We start from the raw sequence: 17,981 nt of genomic DNA, 5'->3' as shown, positions 1-17,981 counted from the left end.
ATTCGAAAAGTCAATAAACCGATTAAAATTTAAGTAACTGATTTTTAAACCAAACGTACAAATGTAATGACTAATTATGATTTTTCCGAAAACAGGATTGTCCTGTTTTTCGGAAAGCACAACCATTTTTGGCGAGTTATGAAACTAACGTCTATCTTATTACTACTGATTTGTATGCATGTAAGCGCTACATCAATATCGCAGACTGTAAGCCTAAAAGCCAGTAAGCAACCTTTGTCCGATGTCTTGGGTATGCTAAAAAAGCAAACCAAATTTCGAATTATGTATAACGATCGTTTTATTGATCCAATGATGCTGGTTACCGCTGATATCACAAGACAGCCATTGGAGGAGGCACTCAATACCTTACTCTTACCCCATAAACTGACATATCACATCGAAGGCAAGACCATTATCATCAAAGCCATAGAAAAAGATAGCGTACAGAAACAGCTGGCAACATCGACTCTTGCCCCCGTTAACAGAGCGATTGTAAAGGGGAAGATTACGGATGATAAAGGAATGCCGTTGCCAGGAGCTCTGATCCAGCTCAAAGGGACTGACACTAAAGCGGTAAGTGATGCTTCCGGAGAGTATGTAATCAATATCTCTACTTCAGAAGCCGTTTTGTCAGTTTCTTTCGTTGGTTTCGAAACCCAAGAAATACCAGTTCGAGGTAATAAAGTAATCGATGTCAAAATGATACCAATAGAAAAAGGCCTAGATCAGGTCGTAGTGGTAGGCTATGGTACACAAAAACGACAAAGCGTGACAGGAGCTATATCGCAGATATCAGGATCAGAACTTTTGAAGGCTCCAGTCGGGAATCTTAACAATTTACTTGCAGGAAGGGTAGCGGGTGTTGTATCATTGCAGACTTCAGGTCGTCCCGGTGCAGATGCTGCTGCAATCTTGGTGAGAGGTGGATCAGCAAAATATATTGTTGATGGATTTGAAAGAAGCTTTTCTGAAATAGATCCCAACGAAGTTGAAACAATATCTGTACTTAAGGATGCGGCCGCAGCATCTGTATTTGGCTTAGATGCCAGTTCAGTCATTATCATCACTACAAAAAGAGGAAAACAGGCACCTTCCAAGATCTCGTTTTCTGGCGCTTATGGCTTGAGTCAAAACGCCTTGATGATGGAAATGCTAGATGGCCCCAGCTATGCGTATTGGTACAATAAAGCGAGGGAAATGGATGGTAATAGTCAAGTATTTACCATAGATCAAGTTCGGAAAATGGAACAAGGTATCGATGGATGGGGGAATACAAATTGGTACAAAGAAACATTTGGGACAGGCAAAAACCAGAATTTCAATGTTAATGCCGCAGGTGGAACAGACAAAATAAAATATTTTGTATCGCTAGGTAACTACAATCAAAAGGGGAATGTTAAAAACTTTGATTATAACCGGTACAACTTCCGCTCTAATATTGACGCTGTTATTGTTAATAATTTAGATTTGTCTTTTGATATAGCAGGACGCATGCAGAATCAGGAATCTCCGCTGTTTAGTGGGACGAATGGTGATTTTAACAATATTCCACAGCAGGCAATCAGAGCTCTTCCATACGTTCCCAAAGAGATAGATGGTTACCCAGTTTCTACACGTACAGTCGCCCCTTTTGTTAGCCCTTTGGCAGCATCTACCTTATCAGGTTATAATGATCGTATTTCCAACGTTTTTCAGTCAAATTTGTCTCTAAACTTCAGAGTACCCCAAGTAAAAGGACTTAGTCTTAAGTTTCTTGGATCTTATGATATCACATTTAGTACGATGAAGCGATTCTCTATTCCATTCCAGACTATGGTAGCCAATAATCCAACGATGACAACTGATAAGTTAACGTATACATTAAATTACGATTCGCGCGGAAATGAAGAGTCGCTTATTGAAAGTTTAAGCAAGACTTCAAACCTCAGAACAAACTTCAGCGTTAGGTATGACAATAAGTTTGGGGACCATAATATTGAAACCCTTTTATTGGCAGAAACCACTAATCGTCAAGCGAATAGTTTTTCAGCAACTGGCTACGGTTTTGATATTTATGAGTTAGACGAATTGGCTTTCAGTAATGACCCTACCAAGAACAATGTTTCAGGAGGAAGTTCACAGGCTCGAGTAGCAGGTTTTTTAGGTCGTGTCACGTATAATTTCAAGAACAAATATTTTGGAGAAGCTTCACTTCGATATGACGGGAGCTATGTTTTTGGAGGTATGGTACCAGGAAAACGATGGAGTCCTTTTCCAGCTGGATCATTGGGATGGAGGATTTCTGAAGAAAATTGGTATAATGAAAACCTATTTGTAAATGAATTAAAATTGAGAGCTAGTGTAGGGCTAACAGGAACCACAGGCATTAATCCCTATTATTTTCTTAGCACACTTGATTATATGGATGCTCCAGCTGTTGTTCTTGATGGTCTACCTCAACAGGGCATGATTACCTCTACACCGGGCAACGTAAATCTGTCATGGGAAAAAGCTTTGCAATATAATCTCGGTTTTGACGCTTCACTTTGGAATGGTCTTTTAAATGTTGAGTTCGATGTGTTCTACAAATATCTTTATGATGTTCTAGTCGCTACAAGTCAGATTCCTGATTCTTGGGGAGGCTATAAGCCAGGTTATGAGAATATAGCAAAAATCGATCGTAAAGGGTTTGATTTTACCATTACACACCGTAATAGACTTGGTGAATTTGGATATGGAATTACATTGAATGCAACCCTTGCTAAACGGAGATGGTTGAGTTATCCAGATGCTCCCAACCGGCCCGATTGGTTAAAACTTACGGGGAAGGCAGAAGGTGCTCAAGTAGGGTTTCTTGCTGATGGACTCTTTCAGAGTGAGGAGGAAATCGATAATGCTGCGACATTAGAATCTGTTAGGCCCATGGTTGGAGATATACGCTACGTAGATAGAAATGGTGATGGTATCATTAGTTATGCACAAGACAGAGGTTACGTAGGTAAATCCCCCTATCCTAATATTGTAGCTGGTCTGGGGTTGGACTTCGATTGGAAGGGGGTTAGCTTGTCTGTTTTATTTCAAAGTGGCCTAGATAGAGATGTCGCTCTGACTGGTGTCTATCCCGATGGTACCATGAGTCTGACATCTATGACACGGCCTTTTTATGGAGGAGGAAATGCTCCCTACTATTTGGTAGAAAACTCATGGACCGAGCAAAACAGAGCAGCGGAGTTTCCAAGGTTGACTATTGCAAATACAGGGAACAATGGGTATTCCTCTACGTTTTGGTATAGAAATGGAAATTATGTGAGGTTAAAGACTTTACAAATAGGCTATTCATTACCCACAAAATGGCTAAAACCTAGAAAAATTCAGCAAGTAAGATTTTTTATTGAAGGTCAAAATGTTTTTACAATTAGTCCGCTCACCAAATATGGGTTAGATCCAGAGCGACCTGGGGTGTCAAATGGATATTACCCACAACAAATGGTTACAAATCTAGGATTAAACTTAGTGTTCTAAAGAATAATGAAGATGAAAAAAAGATATCTATGGATAGCGTTAGGGGTTATAGTTACCCAGCTTTCCTCTTGTTCCAAATTCCTCGATACTGTACCTACTGATCGTATTTCCGATAAAGTGGTTTGGAAAGATTCAAAGACGGTAACCTTATATGTTAATTCATTCTATAAATATATACACGATTGGGGAAATTTTGGCAGTCAGCAATCTTCAGGTAATCTCACTGAAGGATTGACGGAAACCTTAAAATATGGATCATATGTAACCGGAGATCGATACGGATCCGCTAATATACTGGCTTTTCAACCCGAACGGTTTGATCCCAATGGTGGCTTCTTAGGAGCATGGGGAGCGGCATATACAGGGATTCGTCGGGTAAATGAATTTTTGGTAAGCTTAGAAAAGTACTCTGAATTGTCAACCCGGGATAATCTCTTGTTTGAAGGACAAGCTCGTTTTTTTAGGGCTTTCCTATATTTTCAGCTGGCCAAGCGACATGGAGGAGTGATTCTCTATACGGACATGAATTTGGTGAAAGACAAAAATAAGTCTTCTGCTTCGGACACTTGGGATCTCATCGCATCAGATCTTGATTTTGCCGCTTCTAACCTGCCAAAAAGTTGGGACAACAAAAACAAAGAAAGAGTTACCAAAGGAGCTGCATTTGCATTGAAATCCAGAGCCATGCTTTATGCAGAGCGATGGAAGTTGGCAAAAGATGCAGCTGATTCTGTTTTGAGGTTAAATAAGTATCAACTTATGGATAATTATGCCGATTCATGGAAAGGTGCAAATAGTGAGTCAATATTGGAGTACAACTATTTGGCAACAGCCGGCGGACCCAATCATGATTTTGACAAATATTACGCACCTTTTGCCGAAATGCCTAACCTTGGTGGAGCAGCCACACCGACGCAAGAAATGGTAGAGTCTTACGAAAATAAATTAGGACATCAAGTGAATTGGTCACCGTGGCATGTTGATAAAGGTACAACAACTAGACCGCCCTACGACGAATTGGAACCTAGATTCCATGCGACTATTATATACAATGGTTCAATCTGGAAAGGCAAAACAATGGAAAATAGTGTTGACGGTACCAATGGTCGTTATATGGATTATACAGAACATCCGCGTTCCGAAGGACGAACCACTACCGGCTATTACCTGAGAAAGCTCCTAGACGAATCGAACGTAACATTAGATACTCGAAATAGTACCCAATCATGGGTAGAACTAAGGTTGGCAGAGGTCTATTTAAATAGAGCAGAGGCATCTTATCGATTGGGAGATATTGGTACAGCGGTCGAAGACATCAATACCATTCGCCAACGACCAGGAGTAGGCCTGCCCCCTAAACAGGGCTTGACAGGTGAGCCTCTTATGGAAGCCATTCGACAAGAAAGAAAGATAGAATTGGCCTATGAAGGACATTTATATTGGGATATGCGGCGTTGGAAGTTAGCACACATCGACTATAATGGTTTCCGTACGCATGGTATGCGCATATCTAAAAGCGGGACTGGCTTTATATACGAATATGTGGATTGTGATCTTCAAGATCGGAAGTTTTTGAAAAAGACTTACGTCCTGCCAATTCCCAATACGGAGTTCTTGAATAACTCTGCAATAGAACAATATGACGAGTGGAAATAAAAAGAATAGAAAATGATGAAAAACATATTTTTTATTATCCTGTTTACACTGATAGGTGTTGCAGGATGTCATAAACCAGATGAATTAATCCCTCCAGTTTCGCGAAATGGAATTAATAGTATAACCGTTTCTTTTACGGATAAAACGGGTGATTTTACAACACTTGTTGGAGAAGAGGGAACCGAAATAATAATTGATATCCCATATTATTTTCCTGAAAACAGTACCAATATAGTTACGGAAGAGATGATTAGTAAAATGAAAGCTAAAGCAAATTTAGACGACAATGTCGTCATTGAGCCCTTATTGCTTTTTCTAGATCTTACTAAACAGACAGAAATAACCGTTATAGACCAAAAAAAACAGCGTAAGCAGTATACTATAAAAGGAAAGATCAAGAAAAGCAATGCGTGCTCAATCACCGATTTTCAACTGCCAGGTTATAATTTATCGGGCGTGATCAATGAGGCCGAAGGTGTGATCTATCTGATTTCTGCAGAAGATTTCTCAAGCTTAGAAAAAGCAGACGTAACCCTTTCTTATCATGCTGCTGTTTCACCAGATCCCAGAACTACGGCACTGGACTATAATCAGGATCAGCAGTTAACTGTGACGGCTCATGACGGCGTCGCAAAGAAGACATATACTGTGAAAAAAGCTATCCCAGAAAAGATCCCATATGGTATACGTTCAGGAAGTGGTCGCCTTCTGTTTGCTAAGAAGCTTTCAGCCGATTTAGGGATTGCTCCAGCAGTGACTAGAGGGATATCACTGTCTGAAAACTATCTAGTGCTTAATTCCAGTGGGCAGAATAGTACATATCTACACGCCCTGACAGGAGAAAAATTAGGAGAAATCAACTTAGGTGCGATAAAAGGAGTAAATAACAATTACTATGCTACATCAGATAATGATGGTAATATTTTAGTTAGTAATATGACCCCTCAGGCCGGGTCTTCATTTAATATTTGGAAACTCAATTCTATCCATGGCACACCTGAAGTTCTTATTAATTATCCAACAACCAACAGCATGGGAAAACGATTCTCTATAAATGGTAGTGTCGATGGTGACGCAATACTTACGGCACCTCTTACCGGCGGAACGACCAAATTTGCACGATGGAAGATTGTTGGTGGTATAGTACAGAACCAAACACCTGAAATTGTCACGATCGATGGTTTAACAGGTACCTGGAATAATAGTAGTGACGTAATCAGTTCTTCTAATACAGATGTTAATGCAGATTACTATGTATATGCATATTCCAATTACTTGTCTTGGATTGATGGAGTTACCAATAAGCGCAAGCCTGACAGTAGAGTACACTTTAACAACGGCAATTTCTTGGCTAATGCCATTGACTTGAAGGCATTCAATAATGCAACATATATAGCTATCGATTGGACCAATTCTCAAACATTTGGAGGAGGAGATCGCGTGTTCTTATTAGACGCAACAAACCCATCAAAATTAGTCGGCAATCTAGAGGCGGCAGCTGGCATCGAGCCCCTGTTCTGGAAGTCAGACAACACATTTGGTGCACGATCCATCAGTACATCTTTAAAAGGTAGTTCATCAGATGTATTCATGCGTGTGTCTGACAATGGCTATTACTTATACGTGTATTTTGTGTTTACAGATGGTTATGTTGTTGGTTATCAGTTTGACTGTATTAAAATGTAACAAAGTTTTAATCTATTAAATTTTTAGATATGAAAAGAGCGATTTTATTATTCTTCTATTTGTCATGTATCATGAGTTTTTCTTTCTGTACAGCATCTAAGAAGACATGGGAGTGGGAGTGGGATCAAGAGTCCCCTGTAGATAATTCTGATAAGCCAAGGTTTATTTGTATTGATGCCAGTGCAAATTTTCCAGATTATGCCAATAGCAAAGAAAATATTCTTCGAGATTTGACATTGGCAAAAGACGCTGGTTTTACAGATATACAAGTATTGGTTAGACCAACCAATGGAGACGCATTGTTCAAAACAGATAAAGTTGATCAGGTGAAATGGCTTTCTTACTGGGACAATGGTGTCCAGCGTCAGCTGCATCGGACTGCCGAATGGGATTATTTGGAAGCTTTTATAGAAGCAGGGCATAGTCTGGGATTAAAGATCCATGCACTGTTCGATACTTTTACAGGTTCACGAAGGAATTCTTTGGGACACACAGGTTTATTGGCTAGAGATCCATCGAAGAAACACTGGGCGAGTTCGTTATTGCAGGCAGATGGCACGATAAAAAATGGGCTAGATGCAGATGCAGGCGAAACTGTTTTCTTTAACCCTGTGCACGAAGAAGTTCAGGAATATTTGTTGGGATTATTGGAAGATCTGGCGACCAATTATCCAGATTTAGATGGTATTATTATAGACAGAGGCCGTTTTGCAGACCTAAACAGTGACTTTTCTGATTATACCCGCGCCAAGTTTGAACAATATATCGGTACATCTCTTACAAACTTTCCTGCAGATGTCGTGACCGGAGAGATGGTTGCATCTTCATCATTACCATCGCAGTTACCACCATATTTTAAAGAATGGATTGAATTTAGGGCGAAGACTATTTATGATTTTATGGGCAAAGCACGTTCTCGTGTGAAAGCAATTAATTCCAAATTGAATTTTAGTGTGTATGTGGGCGGATGGTACAGTACATACTATACTGTAGGAGTAAACTGGGCCAGCAAATCTTTTGACGCTGCTAAAGCGTATCCAAAATGGGCGTCATCCAAGCTCAAAGATTACGGATATGCTAGTTTGATGGATTATATATTGATCGGTGCTTATGCAGGACCAACACGTATTTATGGGGACAAGGAGTGGTCCGTTCAGGGCTTTTGTTTACAGGCCAAGGATAAAATCAAATCAGATGCTATCGTTATTGGAGGTATTGATATTGGTAATGGTGCTTGGGCTACTACCGATCGAGATATTGTAAATCAAGCAGTCGTAGAATCGATCGTAACAGCGACAAACTCATCAGATGGTTGTTTTGTATTTGATATTATACACTTAAAGAAAAGAGACCAATGGGCTTTTGCTAAAGAGGGAATTAGAAAAGCGAGCGCAGCAAAGTAGTAAGTTGTCAAGATCAGCCCTACGGTATATTCAACCACCGTATGGGCTGATCTTGATTAATTAAACATAAAGAAAATTTCTGAATGCAATGACCAATCACATAATGAATAAAGTATTGAAAATACACCTTGTCTTCTTGTTAATATCCTTGATCGGTATCAAATTGGTACATGCTCAGGAGGACAAGATATCGAAAAAGAGAATCATTGTAATTTGTGCTCACCCCGATGACGCAGAGATAACAAGCGGCGGAACGAGTGTTTTACTTTCAAAATTGGGTTATGAACTGAAATTTGTTTCTGTAACAAATGGGAACAAAGGATATTATAGCGGTACCAAAGATGAGATAGCGCATAGAAGGTATAAGGAGGTCCAAGAAGTAAAGAAAAGATTAAGGTGTGAATATGAAATTCTCGATAACAATGACGGGGAGTTGGAGGCACATTTGAAAAATAGAATGGAAATTATACGTCTAATAAGAGAATGGAAAGCAGATATAGTGATAACACACCCTCCTTATGACTACCATCCGGACCATCGATATACCTCACTTCTGGTCCAAGATGCATCTTTCTTAGTCAATGTTCCTCATGTATTGCCTCATATCCCAGCGCTGAACCAGAGCCCTCTATTTTTATATACTAGGGGACGTTATACCAATCCTATTAGGCCGCAACCAGATATCACCATTGATATTACATCTGTTGCTAAGGATAAAGCTTATTTGATAGATGCCCATGTATCTCAAGTCTATGAATTCCTACCATGGATCAACAAGAGTAAAGTGCATATACCAGAAACAAAAGAAGGACGGTTAGATTATATCTTAAAAGAATACGTTTTAAAAAGAGGAACCATACAGGCGTACGATAGAGAGGTAGTACAAAAATGGTATGGTCAGCAATCTGCTGATGTAAAGACTATTGAAGCTTTTGAAATCTGCGAGTTTGGCCGCACGGTAGACGACCAGGATATCCGTGAATTATTCCCTATGTTGAAAAACTGATTTTTGATAAAAATAGGCACAGCCAGTAACAAAAAACACCCCGAAGTGGGGATCTTCAGGGTGTTTCAACTAACCAATTATTAACCTAAATTATGAATACTGTTATAACGGCAACTCCCATGCCGATAGTATGTGTATCTCGTGAATTAACACAAAGGTTATATTGGGTTTATATTTTCTTAAACGAAGGGGTATTTACCCATTGATCAGCTTCGACAGGTATTCATTTACGATAGGTACATCAGCCTCTGCCCAGTCGTAACTCAGCAGCGCAGCAGCTTCTTCCCATATCGCCTGGGCATGTTCGGTCACTTGCAGCTCCATCGATTCTAAGACGCAAACAAAAGGATATAGGCAGATCGTGAAGGTCGGGTAGTGGTGTTCTACAGGTGTCAGTGGCTCGCCGACAGCAATATCGATTCCCAGCTCCTCCCGTATTTCCCGACGTAGGCAATCCTCTTTGGATTCACCCGGTTCGATCTTCCCTCCAGGGAATTCCCATTTCAGAGGCAGTTTCATTGTCGCCGATCGCTGGCATATCAGCACTTTGTTATTGTTGACTATTATAGCACAGGTTACGTGTAGCATGAGGATTCAAAGATAGGTAAATTCTCTTCTGGTAGCTTAATCCCCGAAAGATAGCTGCTGATCCATCTATTTGTAGTGCTCATAGAATCTATTGCTAAATAGCTCTGCGGGGTCATATTTTCGTTTCAGGCCAAAGAAACTGTCTGCCTGCGGATACGCTTTACGCATCTTTTCTCTGTCGATATGCAACCGATAAGGCAGGTAAAACGTTCCTTCATTTTTCAAGGCAGCATCGACAAGTTCATTAGTCAGCTCTTTCATCGCCTCTTCCTGTTCTTTCGTTTTCTTTTGATTGAACAGGATCACAAATCCATATACATCTTCTCTGGCATAGTTCAGGTAGCTGTCCTTGTCCTCACGGACAGCACGTATCGTGATATTCAACAGATCGATCGTAGACCTTTTTAAGATCGGTTTGATATCCTGTATAAAGTGGTTGAAGTGCCTTTCCGGGATAAAGTACTCCTGCAACAGATCCGTAGAAGCCGCATCTTTGTTTTCAATCAGCGAGACATGATCATTTAACAGTTCATTCCTGGTATAGACACTGTTCTTAGAAACCTTATTCTTGCCCGTTTCCAGGTCCCATCGCAGTCTCTTCCCATATTCGCTGCCTACGCTACCTCTAAATACCAACCGCTGGGCTTCCGTACTTTTTGCTTGCTGTAGCGCAGGTACATCCGTCTTTACTTCCTCAAAATAGTTAAGCGTAGCCTCTTCTAGAAAATGTTTGTCCGAGATCCGCAACCTTCCAAATACAAGATTTACATTGGGGTTGTCAGACACCTGTTTCTTATAGTAGCTTACATAGTTGGCAGGAGATAGTCTGATATATTTATACGTCAGCGCTACATTGTCAACGACATGGAGCTTCACATCCAGTATTACGCCAAACAAACCATATCCACCTAATACCAGCCTGAATAGTTCCTGATTTTCGCTTCTGCTACAATTCAATACCTTGCCATCAGCCAGCATAATAGTAAATGAGTGAACACTTTTCGATATAGGAGGGAGGTCCTTCTGCCAGCCGTGCCCATTTACACTGATCGATCCTCCGACGGAGAAAGAGCTAAAGGCCTGCATTATCGCAATAGATTTACCGTACCCATCGAGATACTTCAGCGCATCCTCCCACAAAGCGCCCGCACCTATGGATAATATGTTATTCACCGTATCGAGCTCCATATGCTTATAAGGGAGCATATTCAACAAGATACCATCGGGTGATATGGTGTGTCCGCCCATGCTGTGTTTTGCGCCCGAAATCGATATTTTTAAACCGTTCTCTCCAGCATATTTAAAGATGCCCTTAAGCTGCGTTTCAATTTGATTTCTATCTGCCGGAATGGCAATAATGGTATCCATCTTTGTCAGATTCAACTGACTGGCATCGTTCGTATACCCTTGCGGAATTTCGACATCAGTTCCGTCCTCCTTCCACTTTGTTTTCAATAGGTGAAAAGTAGGTATGGACAAGAAAAGTACGAAGCAGACTGCCCCAATGAGCCAAAAGTATTTTGTTTTCATCACGCTACATATTCAATTGGGCAATATACCTTTATTGTACCGTTTCTTTTGTGCCAAGACATAGAAAAGTTCGATTTGTCTGCGAATTTTCATCATGTTCAATACAAAAAAATCCCTGGAGCGGGGAGCTTCAGGGATTTTTAACTAACCAATTATTAACCTAAATTATGAATACTAAAGTAGATGCTATTATCGTGCCATAACGATTTTACCAGTTGTTGTTTAACAAACGTTAACTGTTTATAGCTTTTATAGCATGCTGTCCAGTAGTTTTTTCAGTTCGGGATTGTTCGGTAATGCTGTTTTGTAGCTGACCAGTTTTCCTTCGGGATCGTATAAAATATAATGAGGGATACCCGTGATGTTCATCTTCTTCGCAAACGCTCCTTGCTGATCTAAAAGCTGATGCCCTCCAAGCTTTAGCTCTTTTGTCTTATTTTGCCATTTTGTTTTATCGGCGTCTATAGAGAGGGCGATAAAGGCAATGTTTTGTCCCTTGTATTGCTGCTCCAGCTCATGTAGGTAAGGCAGCATTTTGATACAGGGTACACACCATGATGCCCATACATCAATCAGTACATATTGGCCTTTAAATTGGTCTAGATGAATAAGACTACCATCTGCCGTGCGAAACTGGAGATCCGGCCATTTCGCTCCTTTTAGCGTATAACGTAGATTTTCAAAACCTTCAATCGTTTCACCTCTCATCATTGTATCTTGAATGTGTTGTGCCAGTTGAGTGTATGTCTTCAGGTCCTCTTCAAAATTGTTTTCTGCGCGATAGCTGGCGCCAAAGGAGTTTAACATGCGTTCCAGTACCTTGTCTTTGACCTGCGTGTTAAAAAGATGCTGCTGCAGCAATTGGTTCTGCTGTGCGATATGCGTTAATGATTTACGACGGCTATGCACGGGCTGATCAGTAGCTAGGTTAAGGTAATTGACTATGTTACTTACACCATTGTAAAATGATAATACAAGTTCGTCATTGAAAAATGGGACAGGATCCTCGGCCTGCTGATAATAGCGGCTTTTATCACTTTCAGAGATGTTTTTAAGCTCCATGCCAAAGCGGTATAGTGCCGTGTTATATTGGTCAAAGCTATAGAAACGGATATACTTTTGTACATCGCTATTGATTTTTTTCGAAGTTAGGATACGTTCACTTTCGGTATAAAACTGCTGGATCCTTGCTTTAGTGTGTATAGGGTCAAAAGGGAGATCATATAATTCCTTGTTCAGCGTAAGCGCTCTTGCCTGTACTTCCAGGAGAGCACGATTGCTTCTGTCCTTGATAGCGCTATAGTCAGGTTGAACCCAGTGATTGCCCATAGGGCTATAAGGGACTGTTAGCTTTTTACCAGGTTCGAGGTATACAACAGACACGATATTGGACTTATTACCATCTGCGGACTCGCTGACCACAATAAGATGGAGTAAAGCAGGATTTGAAAGCTTGGTTTCAAATGTAAAGGTATTGTCAGGACGGACCTGTATCTCCTCGTCGAGAACACCCAGGTCGCTTACTGTCTTGTCCAAGGACTTGAGGTAGACGGTATAGTGCTTTCCTGTTCCTTTTGGAAAGCTGCCTTGTAAGATGCTCTTTGCCTGACTGGCATGTAGAAACAATAAGCTTGTAAGCAGTAGGATAATATACTTCATTACTGAATTTTGATATAGTGACAGCGTCCAAAAAACATCTTTCGGACGCTGTTCTCATTTATCTGGGATTTGGTGTCAGATTTGGATTAATACTTATATTTTTGGCGGGTATCGGAAATACCATTCGCGGGTCGTTCGCTTGTATAAGCTTATCTCCACGGGCAATACTGATATTGCGACCTTCTAGATTCAGACGCTTTATATCAATCAGGCGGTGTCCCAGGAAGGCCAGTTCTATACGACGTTCGTTAAGTACCCAATCCAATACCTCGTTCTTATCGTTACTTGCCAGAGCTTTAAAAGTAGACGTAGTAAATCGGTGTTGACGCAAGCCGTTCAGACTTTCCAGTGCTTCTGGTAGTTTGTTGAGGCGGGCAGCAGCTTCGGCACGGATCAAGTAAATCTCTTGCGTGGTCAGCCCTCCATTATTATATTCATAAGCGCCATTCATTTCTAATACGCCTTGAAAAGGCAGCAATGCACTGGTATAGCCTTTGGGGCTCGTGCCGAATAGTTCTCTCAGATCTCCAGGTTGGTATAGCGCATACTGGGCAGGTGTGATCAAAAACTGGAATCCAAGACCTCCTACTTTAAGCAGATACTTGTTGAAAATAATATGCTTTTTTTCATTTATAGCTGTGGGATAACCATTCAGTACTCCCGACCTATTGCTCGGGTCTGCATAAGAAAAGGTATTGTAATCATATAAAAAGCTATTTATAGCCAAGGTCTGATTGGCATAATCAAATGATTTTTCCCAATTGCCTTTGTAGAGATACATACGTGCCAAAAGCCCCAGTGCAGCCCCCTTGCTGGGACGCTGTTTGTAGGTCGGTGTTTCAGGCAAGAGGTCTATACTTTCCAATAGATCGTTTTCAATCTGTTGGTACACTTCAGCCACCGTACTGCGAGACAGCAAGGCATTGATATCTGGTTTCATAGGCAAAGGCACCCCCAGATCTTCACCTGCTGTACCGCTGTAGTGTTTAGCATATTGATTGACCAGCGATAGATAAGTAAAAGCACGGTGTACCAGAGACTCTCCTTTTAACCGGTTTTTCTTGGTTTGATCGACTTCCTTATTGTCTGCTATACCTTGGATTACGGTGTTATACGTATAGATAGCCTTATATCCTGCGTTCCAGTCTTCATCATTTTCGCTGACATCGTAGTGTTCGGGCAGGTAGTCATACGTGTTGACCGCGTGTCTGCCTGGGTAACCTCCCGCACCGGCACGATGTTCTTCAGGAAGAATGATTTCGTCGGTTGCGTATACAGCATTATTGGAGGTGCGTGTTACCACGAGCGGAGCACTGAGTAGCGCTTCGTAATCGGCAAGGGTCTGCGGGATTACCACACCTTTTGGAACGACGTCCAAGAAGTTGTCACATGATCCCAGCGATAACAGAGCAGGGATAATGGCAATCTTAAATATTTTATGTATTGACATGTTTCTAGAATTTTAAATTAACTGAAAAGAGATAGCTTTTTACTGGTGGAAAGTTGATCGATCCGGAGTTGAGTGTGACATAGTCAGGGTCTAAATTTTGTGCATTGGCCGACCAGAGCAAGAAGTTGTTCGCCTGAAAAGAGAGATTAACCTCGTTAAATACCTTTTGTGTCCATCCAGTTGGCAACTTATAATTTAACGTTACTGAGCGTAAGCGTATAAATGAAGCATCATCGATCCAACGATCTGATTTTTGATAGTAATCACTCCAGACTGTACTTACGGAGCGGGTATTATACGTTCTTGGAATATCCGTCAGAGCTTCATCTCCAGGTTGCTGCCATCTATTGGCAATATCGCTGGTAATACCAGCATACATGTCCATACGTGGTGTCGAAAGACGCATTTTGTGCCCTGCTTTAAATGTAAACTGAGGACTTAATGTAAACCCTTTGTAACGCATGTGTACAAACATACCGCCATGGAAAGGAGGTACCATCGTACCCGCGTAGTACAGTGCATTTACATCCGTAAGACGGGGCTGAGACCAGCTTTGGATAGCACCTTCTGCATTATAGATCTGTGGTTCGCCTTGATCCGATAGTCCCGCCCAGCGGTAACCATAAAGATAGCTTAGAGGAAGACCCTCAATCGGTGCAGAACCAGCGATATAGGTAGTTGCCATTCTGTTTGGCGCTATTACGCTGCTCACCTTGTTTTTATTAAAGCCCAGATTAAGGTCCACATCCAAGTTAAAAGGAGCATCTTTCAGGATCTGGGCCGTTAGGTTAAGCTCTAGACCATGATTGGTCATTTTTGCCGTATTGCGCTCGGCCGACAAGAAGCCCGTCGTAGCGTCCAGCAAGGTGCTGCCCAGCAGGTCAAAACTTCTTCTGTTGTAATAGTCGAAGTTACCACTCAAGCGTCTGTTAAATAAGGCAAAGTCCACACCGAGGTTAGTCGTTGCGGTTTTCTCTGGGCGTAAGTACTGATTCTCCGGATTGGTAAAAGTCAGCATGTTCTCTTGTGTCAAATGGCTCTTACCTGTTGATGCAATAGGATACGGACTGGAGTTACCAATGTTACCGTTAAGACCGTACGTAGCACGTACAATAAGCTGGTTCAGAAAGTCGGCTTGCTGCATAAAGTCTTCGCGGCCTATATTCCAGCTGATACCGGTGCTCCATAACGGTTGATATCTATATTTAGGATCAGTTCCAAACAGGTTGGACTGATCGGTACGGATGCTTCCTGAGACCGTATACTTAGAACGATAAGTGTACGCTGCGTTGGCAAAGGCCGAAAAGAACTTATTCTCGCGCTCTACAAAATTAGGGTTCCAAGTGTAGGATTCGTATCCACCTATGGAATTGAGCGTATAGGTAGAAAGAGCGAGCGCATTGAAATTATCTACCGTAAGTGCTTGTGGACTATAGTTGTAGTAACGGTCGGTATTGCTGCGCAAAAATATAGAGCGTAGCTCGATCCCCCCGATTGCCGAAATGGCATGATCCGCTCCAATTTGACGGTCAAAGTTCAGGCTGTTCCGGAAGGTCCAGCTGTTCTGCTTGTTTCTGTCCTGATCGAAAATAGGACCTATAGGAAACTTCTGGTCGTATACATTGCGACTGGCGTCGTACACACGCCATAGATTGGCTAGGTTGCGTACATAGTAGCTGTCCATATTTTGTAAGTTATCCTTATTGATAAATCGGAGTTCCGTCTGGTACTGCGAGCTGAATTGTAGACCATCCATGATTTTGTACGCTGCACCCACATTGATCCGGGAGGCAAAGCTATTAGTCTCGTTAGTGGTACCACGCATATTTTGTAGCGGATTGTAATCCCAGTTGAGATAGCCTCTGTCGTAGTAGTCTGCCAAAAGATGATTTCCAATACGAGAAGAGTGCTGGATGTAATTATCGTTTTCATCCAAGAAGCGAAGGTAAGGAGTGGTGTACGCAAAGCTATACCCAGGGTTAGGTTCCTTACTTTTGACAAAAGTGGAATTGACGCCCAAGGATATATTTAGCTTAGGCAATACCTGTAAGCTGTTTTTGAAATTCAGGTTGAAACTTTTATTGTTGTTACCCACCAAGGTCGTCTTTTGGTCGGTGTAGAGCGAGGATAGAAAAAAGTTGTATTTCTCCGTTCCACCTCGTACCGATAGATTCACCTGCTTCTGTACCTCTTTTCGGTAAAAAAGATTTTGCTGATCCATACTGTTGTAGGACTTCAGCGTGTTCAGCCCCTGTTCTACCTGCTCGTCCGTCAACTGACCCAAGTGCTTTTTGTAAAACAGCTCCGTAACAGGGGAATAATAGCTATTGCCCATATTATTGAAGTTGGTCCAGCCTTTTTTTATCGTTTCTACCTCGAAGTCGATATAATCTGCTGAGCTGGCAGGGCGCTGAAAAGAAAAATCCGGCATATCATCTATCCGCAGGTTGGAGGACAGTTCAAATACCGCCTTTCCTTCAGTAGCCATACCACTTTTTGTTACGATAACGATTACACCATTGGAGGCGCGCACACCCCATATAGATGATGCGGCAGCATCTTTCAGTACCGTTATATTCTGTATATCGTTGGGATTGATGGTGAAGTTGCCACTTTCTACCGGAAATCCGTCAACTACAATAAGTACATTACGTGTAGCAGACTTGAGTGAGGATGACCCGCGGATTTCTAAAGAACCCGTCGGACCGACCAATAGTCCGGGCACCATACCTTCAAGTCCTTTGGCAAAATCAGTAGCTCCCATATTGGTAAGCTTGAGTTTGTCCTCGTTTACAAAGCTGAATGACCCTGTAGCACGCTCTTTCGGTAGTTTTTGATATCCTGTAGACACGACAACGTCCACCTGATCTAGTTTGGTTTCCTTGACAGATAGGGTAAAGTTTACTTCAGTTTGGTTTGTGCCAAAAGATGCTGTCGTACTCTCATAGCCAATAAAGGATGCAGTAATGCTTCCGGAGCCCTGTACCTTTTGTAGGACGAAATAACCATCTTTATCGGTCTGTGTTTTGTGGTTACTGCCATTTAGCGCAATCACAACGCCCGGAATAGGTTGTTTATCTGTCGAAAGCACGCGACCGCTCACTGGCCTTTCCTCTTGACCCACAGTTGGTCGGGCAGCTAAGTTGCTGTTTGCTTCGTGGATGAGTACCGTTTTGTCTTTGATAGAAAAGGTAAGGCCTTGTCCGTCCAGCGTTTTGTGGAGTGCTTCTTCCAGGGTGGCCGCTTTAAAGTTTACCGAAATTGAACCTTTGCTTCGGATCAGATCAGAATCGTACAACAGATTGTAACCGCTCTGTTGGCGAATGTCGTGTAATACCTGATTAAGCGAGCTGTTCTTTTTGGATACGCTTACTTGCTGAGAGTAACTGTAGGCACTTACTTGCAGAGAAGCAAAGGTCAAAAGAGCTGTAGATAGCTTCATGAGTGTTGCGGGTTTTGGGAGAAAGGAGGTTTTTCTATGGGACAGCATAGAATTCTTCCT

The 17,981-nt window shown here is 41.7% G+C and carries 10 protein-coding genes; 5 read left to right on the top strand and 5 right to left on the bottom strand.

All coding sequences use genetic code 11. The features are described from left to right. The first annotated feature begins 138 nt into the window (after positions 1–138). The 5 genes from M472_RS33865 to M472_RS33845 all read left to right on the top strand — a co-directional run bounded on the left by M472_RS33865 (position 139) and on the right by M472_RS33845 (position 9,252). Entirely contained in the window at positions 139–3,501 is a 3,363-nt protein-coding gene (locus M472_RS33865) for a TonB-dependent receptor (protein WP_200859616.1), read from the top strand. A 12-nt stretch (positions 3,502–3,513) separates the two neighbouring features. After that, positions 3,514–5,157, top strand: coding sequence for a RagB/SusD family nutrient uptake outer membrane protein (locus M472_RS33860; protein WP_031301671.1), 1,644 nt, complete (start codon positions 3,514–3,516; stop codon positions 5,155–5,157). A 12-nt stretch (positions 5,158–5,169) separates the two neighbouring features. After that, entirely contained in the window at positions 5,170–6,843 is a 1,674-nt protein-coding gene (locus M472_RS33855) for a DUF5018 domain-containing protein (protein WP_021070355.1), read from the top strand. A 29-nt stretch (positions 6,844–6,872) separates the two neighbouring features. Beyond that, positions 6,873–8,246 (top strand): alpha amylase family protein, encoded by a 1,374-nt coding sequence (locus tag M472_RS33850; protein ID WP_031301668.1) that lies wholly within the window; start codon positions 6,873–6,875, stop codon positions 8,244–8,246. 88 nt (positions 8,247–8,334) lie between these two features. Then, on the top strand, positions 8,335–9,252 hold the full coding sequence (locus M472_RS33845; protein ID WP_081643156.1) for a PIG-L deacetylase family protein: 918 nt from the start codon (positions 8,335–8,337) through the stop codon (positions 9,250–9,252). A gap of 195 nt (positions 9,253–9,447) precedes the next feature. Here M472_RS33845 and M472_RS33840 read toward each other — a convergent pair whose 3' ends face one another. The 5 genes from M472_RS33840 to M472_RS33820 all read right to left on the bottom strand — a co-directional run bounded on the left by M472_RS33840 (position 9,448) and on the right by M472_RS33820 (position 17,921). Further along, positions 9,448–9,840, bottom strand: coding sequence for a (deoxy)nucleoside triphosphate pyrophosphohydrolase (locus tag M472_RS33840; RefSeq protein ID WP_021070352.1), 393 nt, complete (start codon positions 9,838–9,840; stop codon positions 9,448–9,450). Between the two features lie 66 nt (positions 9,841–9,906). Next, positions 9,907–11,370 (bottom strand): FAD-binding oxidoreductase, encoded by a 1,464-nt coding sequence (locus M472_RS33835; RefSeq protein ID WP_021070351.1) that lies wholly within the window; start codon positions 11,368–11,370, stop codon positions 9,907–9,909. Positions 11,371–11,619: 249 nt separating this feature from the next. Then, positions 11,620–13,029, bottom strand: a complete 1,410-nt coding sequence (locus tag M472_RS44510) for a TlpA family protein disulfide reductase (protein WP_021070350.1) — start codon at positions 13,027–13,029, stop codon at positions 11,620–11,622. A gap of 58 nt (positions 13,030–13,087) precedes the next feature. Beyond that, positions 13,088–14,479: a RagB/SusD family nutrient uptake outer membrane protein gene (locus M472_RS33825; RefSeq protein WP_021070349.1), complete on the bottom strand. Its 1,392-nt coding sequence runs from the start codon at positions 14,477–14,479 to the stop codon at positions 13,088–13,090. Positions 14,480–14,483: 4 nt separating this feature from the next. Then, on the bottom strand, positions 14,484–17,921 hold the full coding sequence (locus M472_RS33820) for a SusC/RagA family TonB-linked outer membrane protein (protein ID WP_021070348.1): 3,438 nt from the start codon (positions 17,919–17,921) through the stop codon (positions 14,484–14,486). Positions 17,922–17,981: the final 60 nt, after the last annotated feature.

This window comes from Sphingobacterium paucimobilis HER1398 (genome assembly GCF_000416985.1).
Lineage (GTDB): Bacteria > Bacteroidota > Bacteroidia > Sphingobacteriales > Sphingobacteriaceae > Sphingobacterium > Sphingobacterium paucimobilis.
This window is presented reverse-complemented; position numbering and strand designations above follow the sequence as displayed.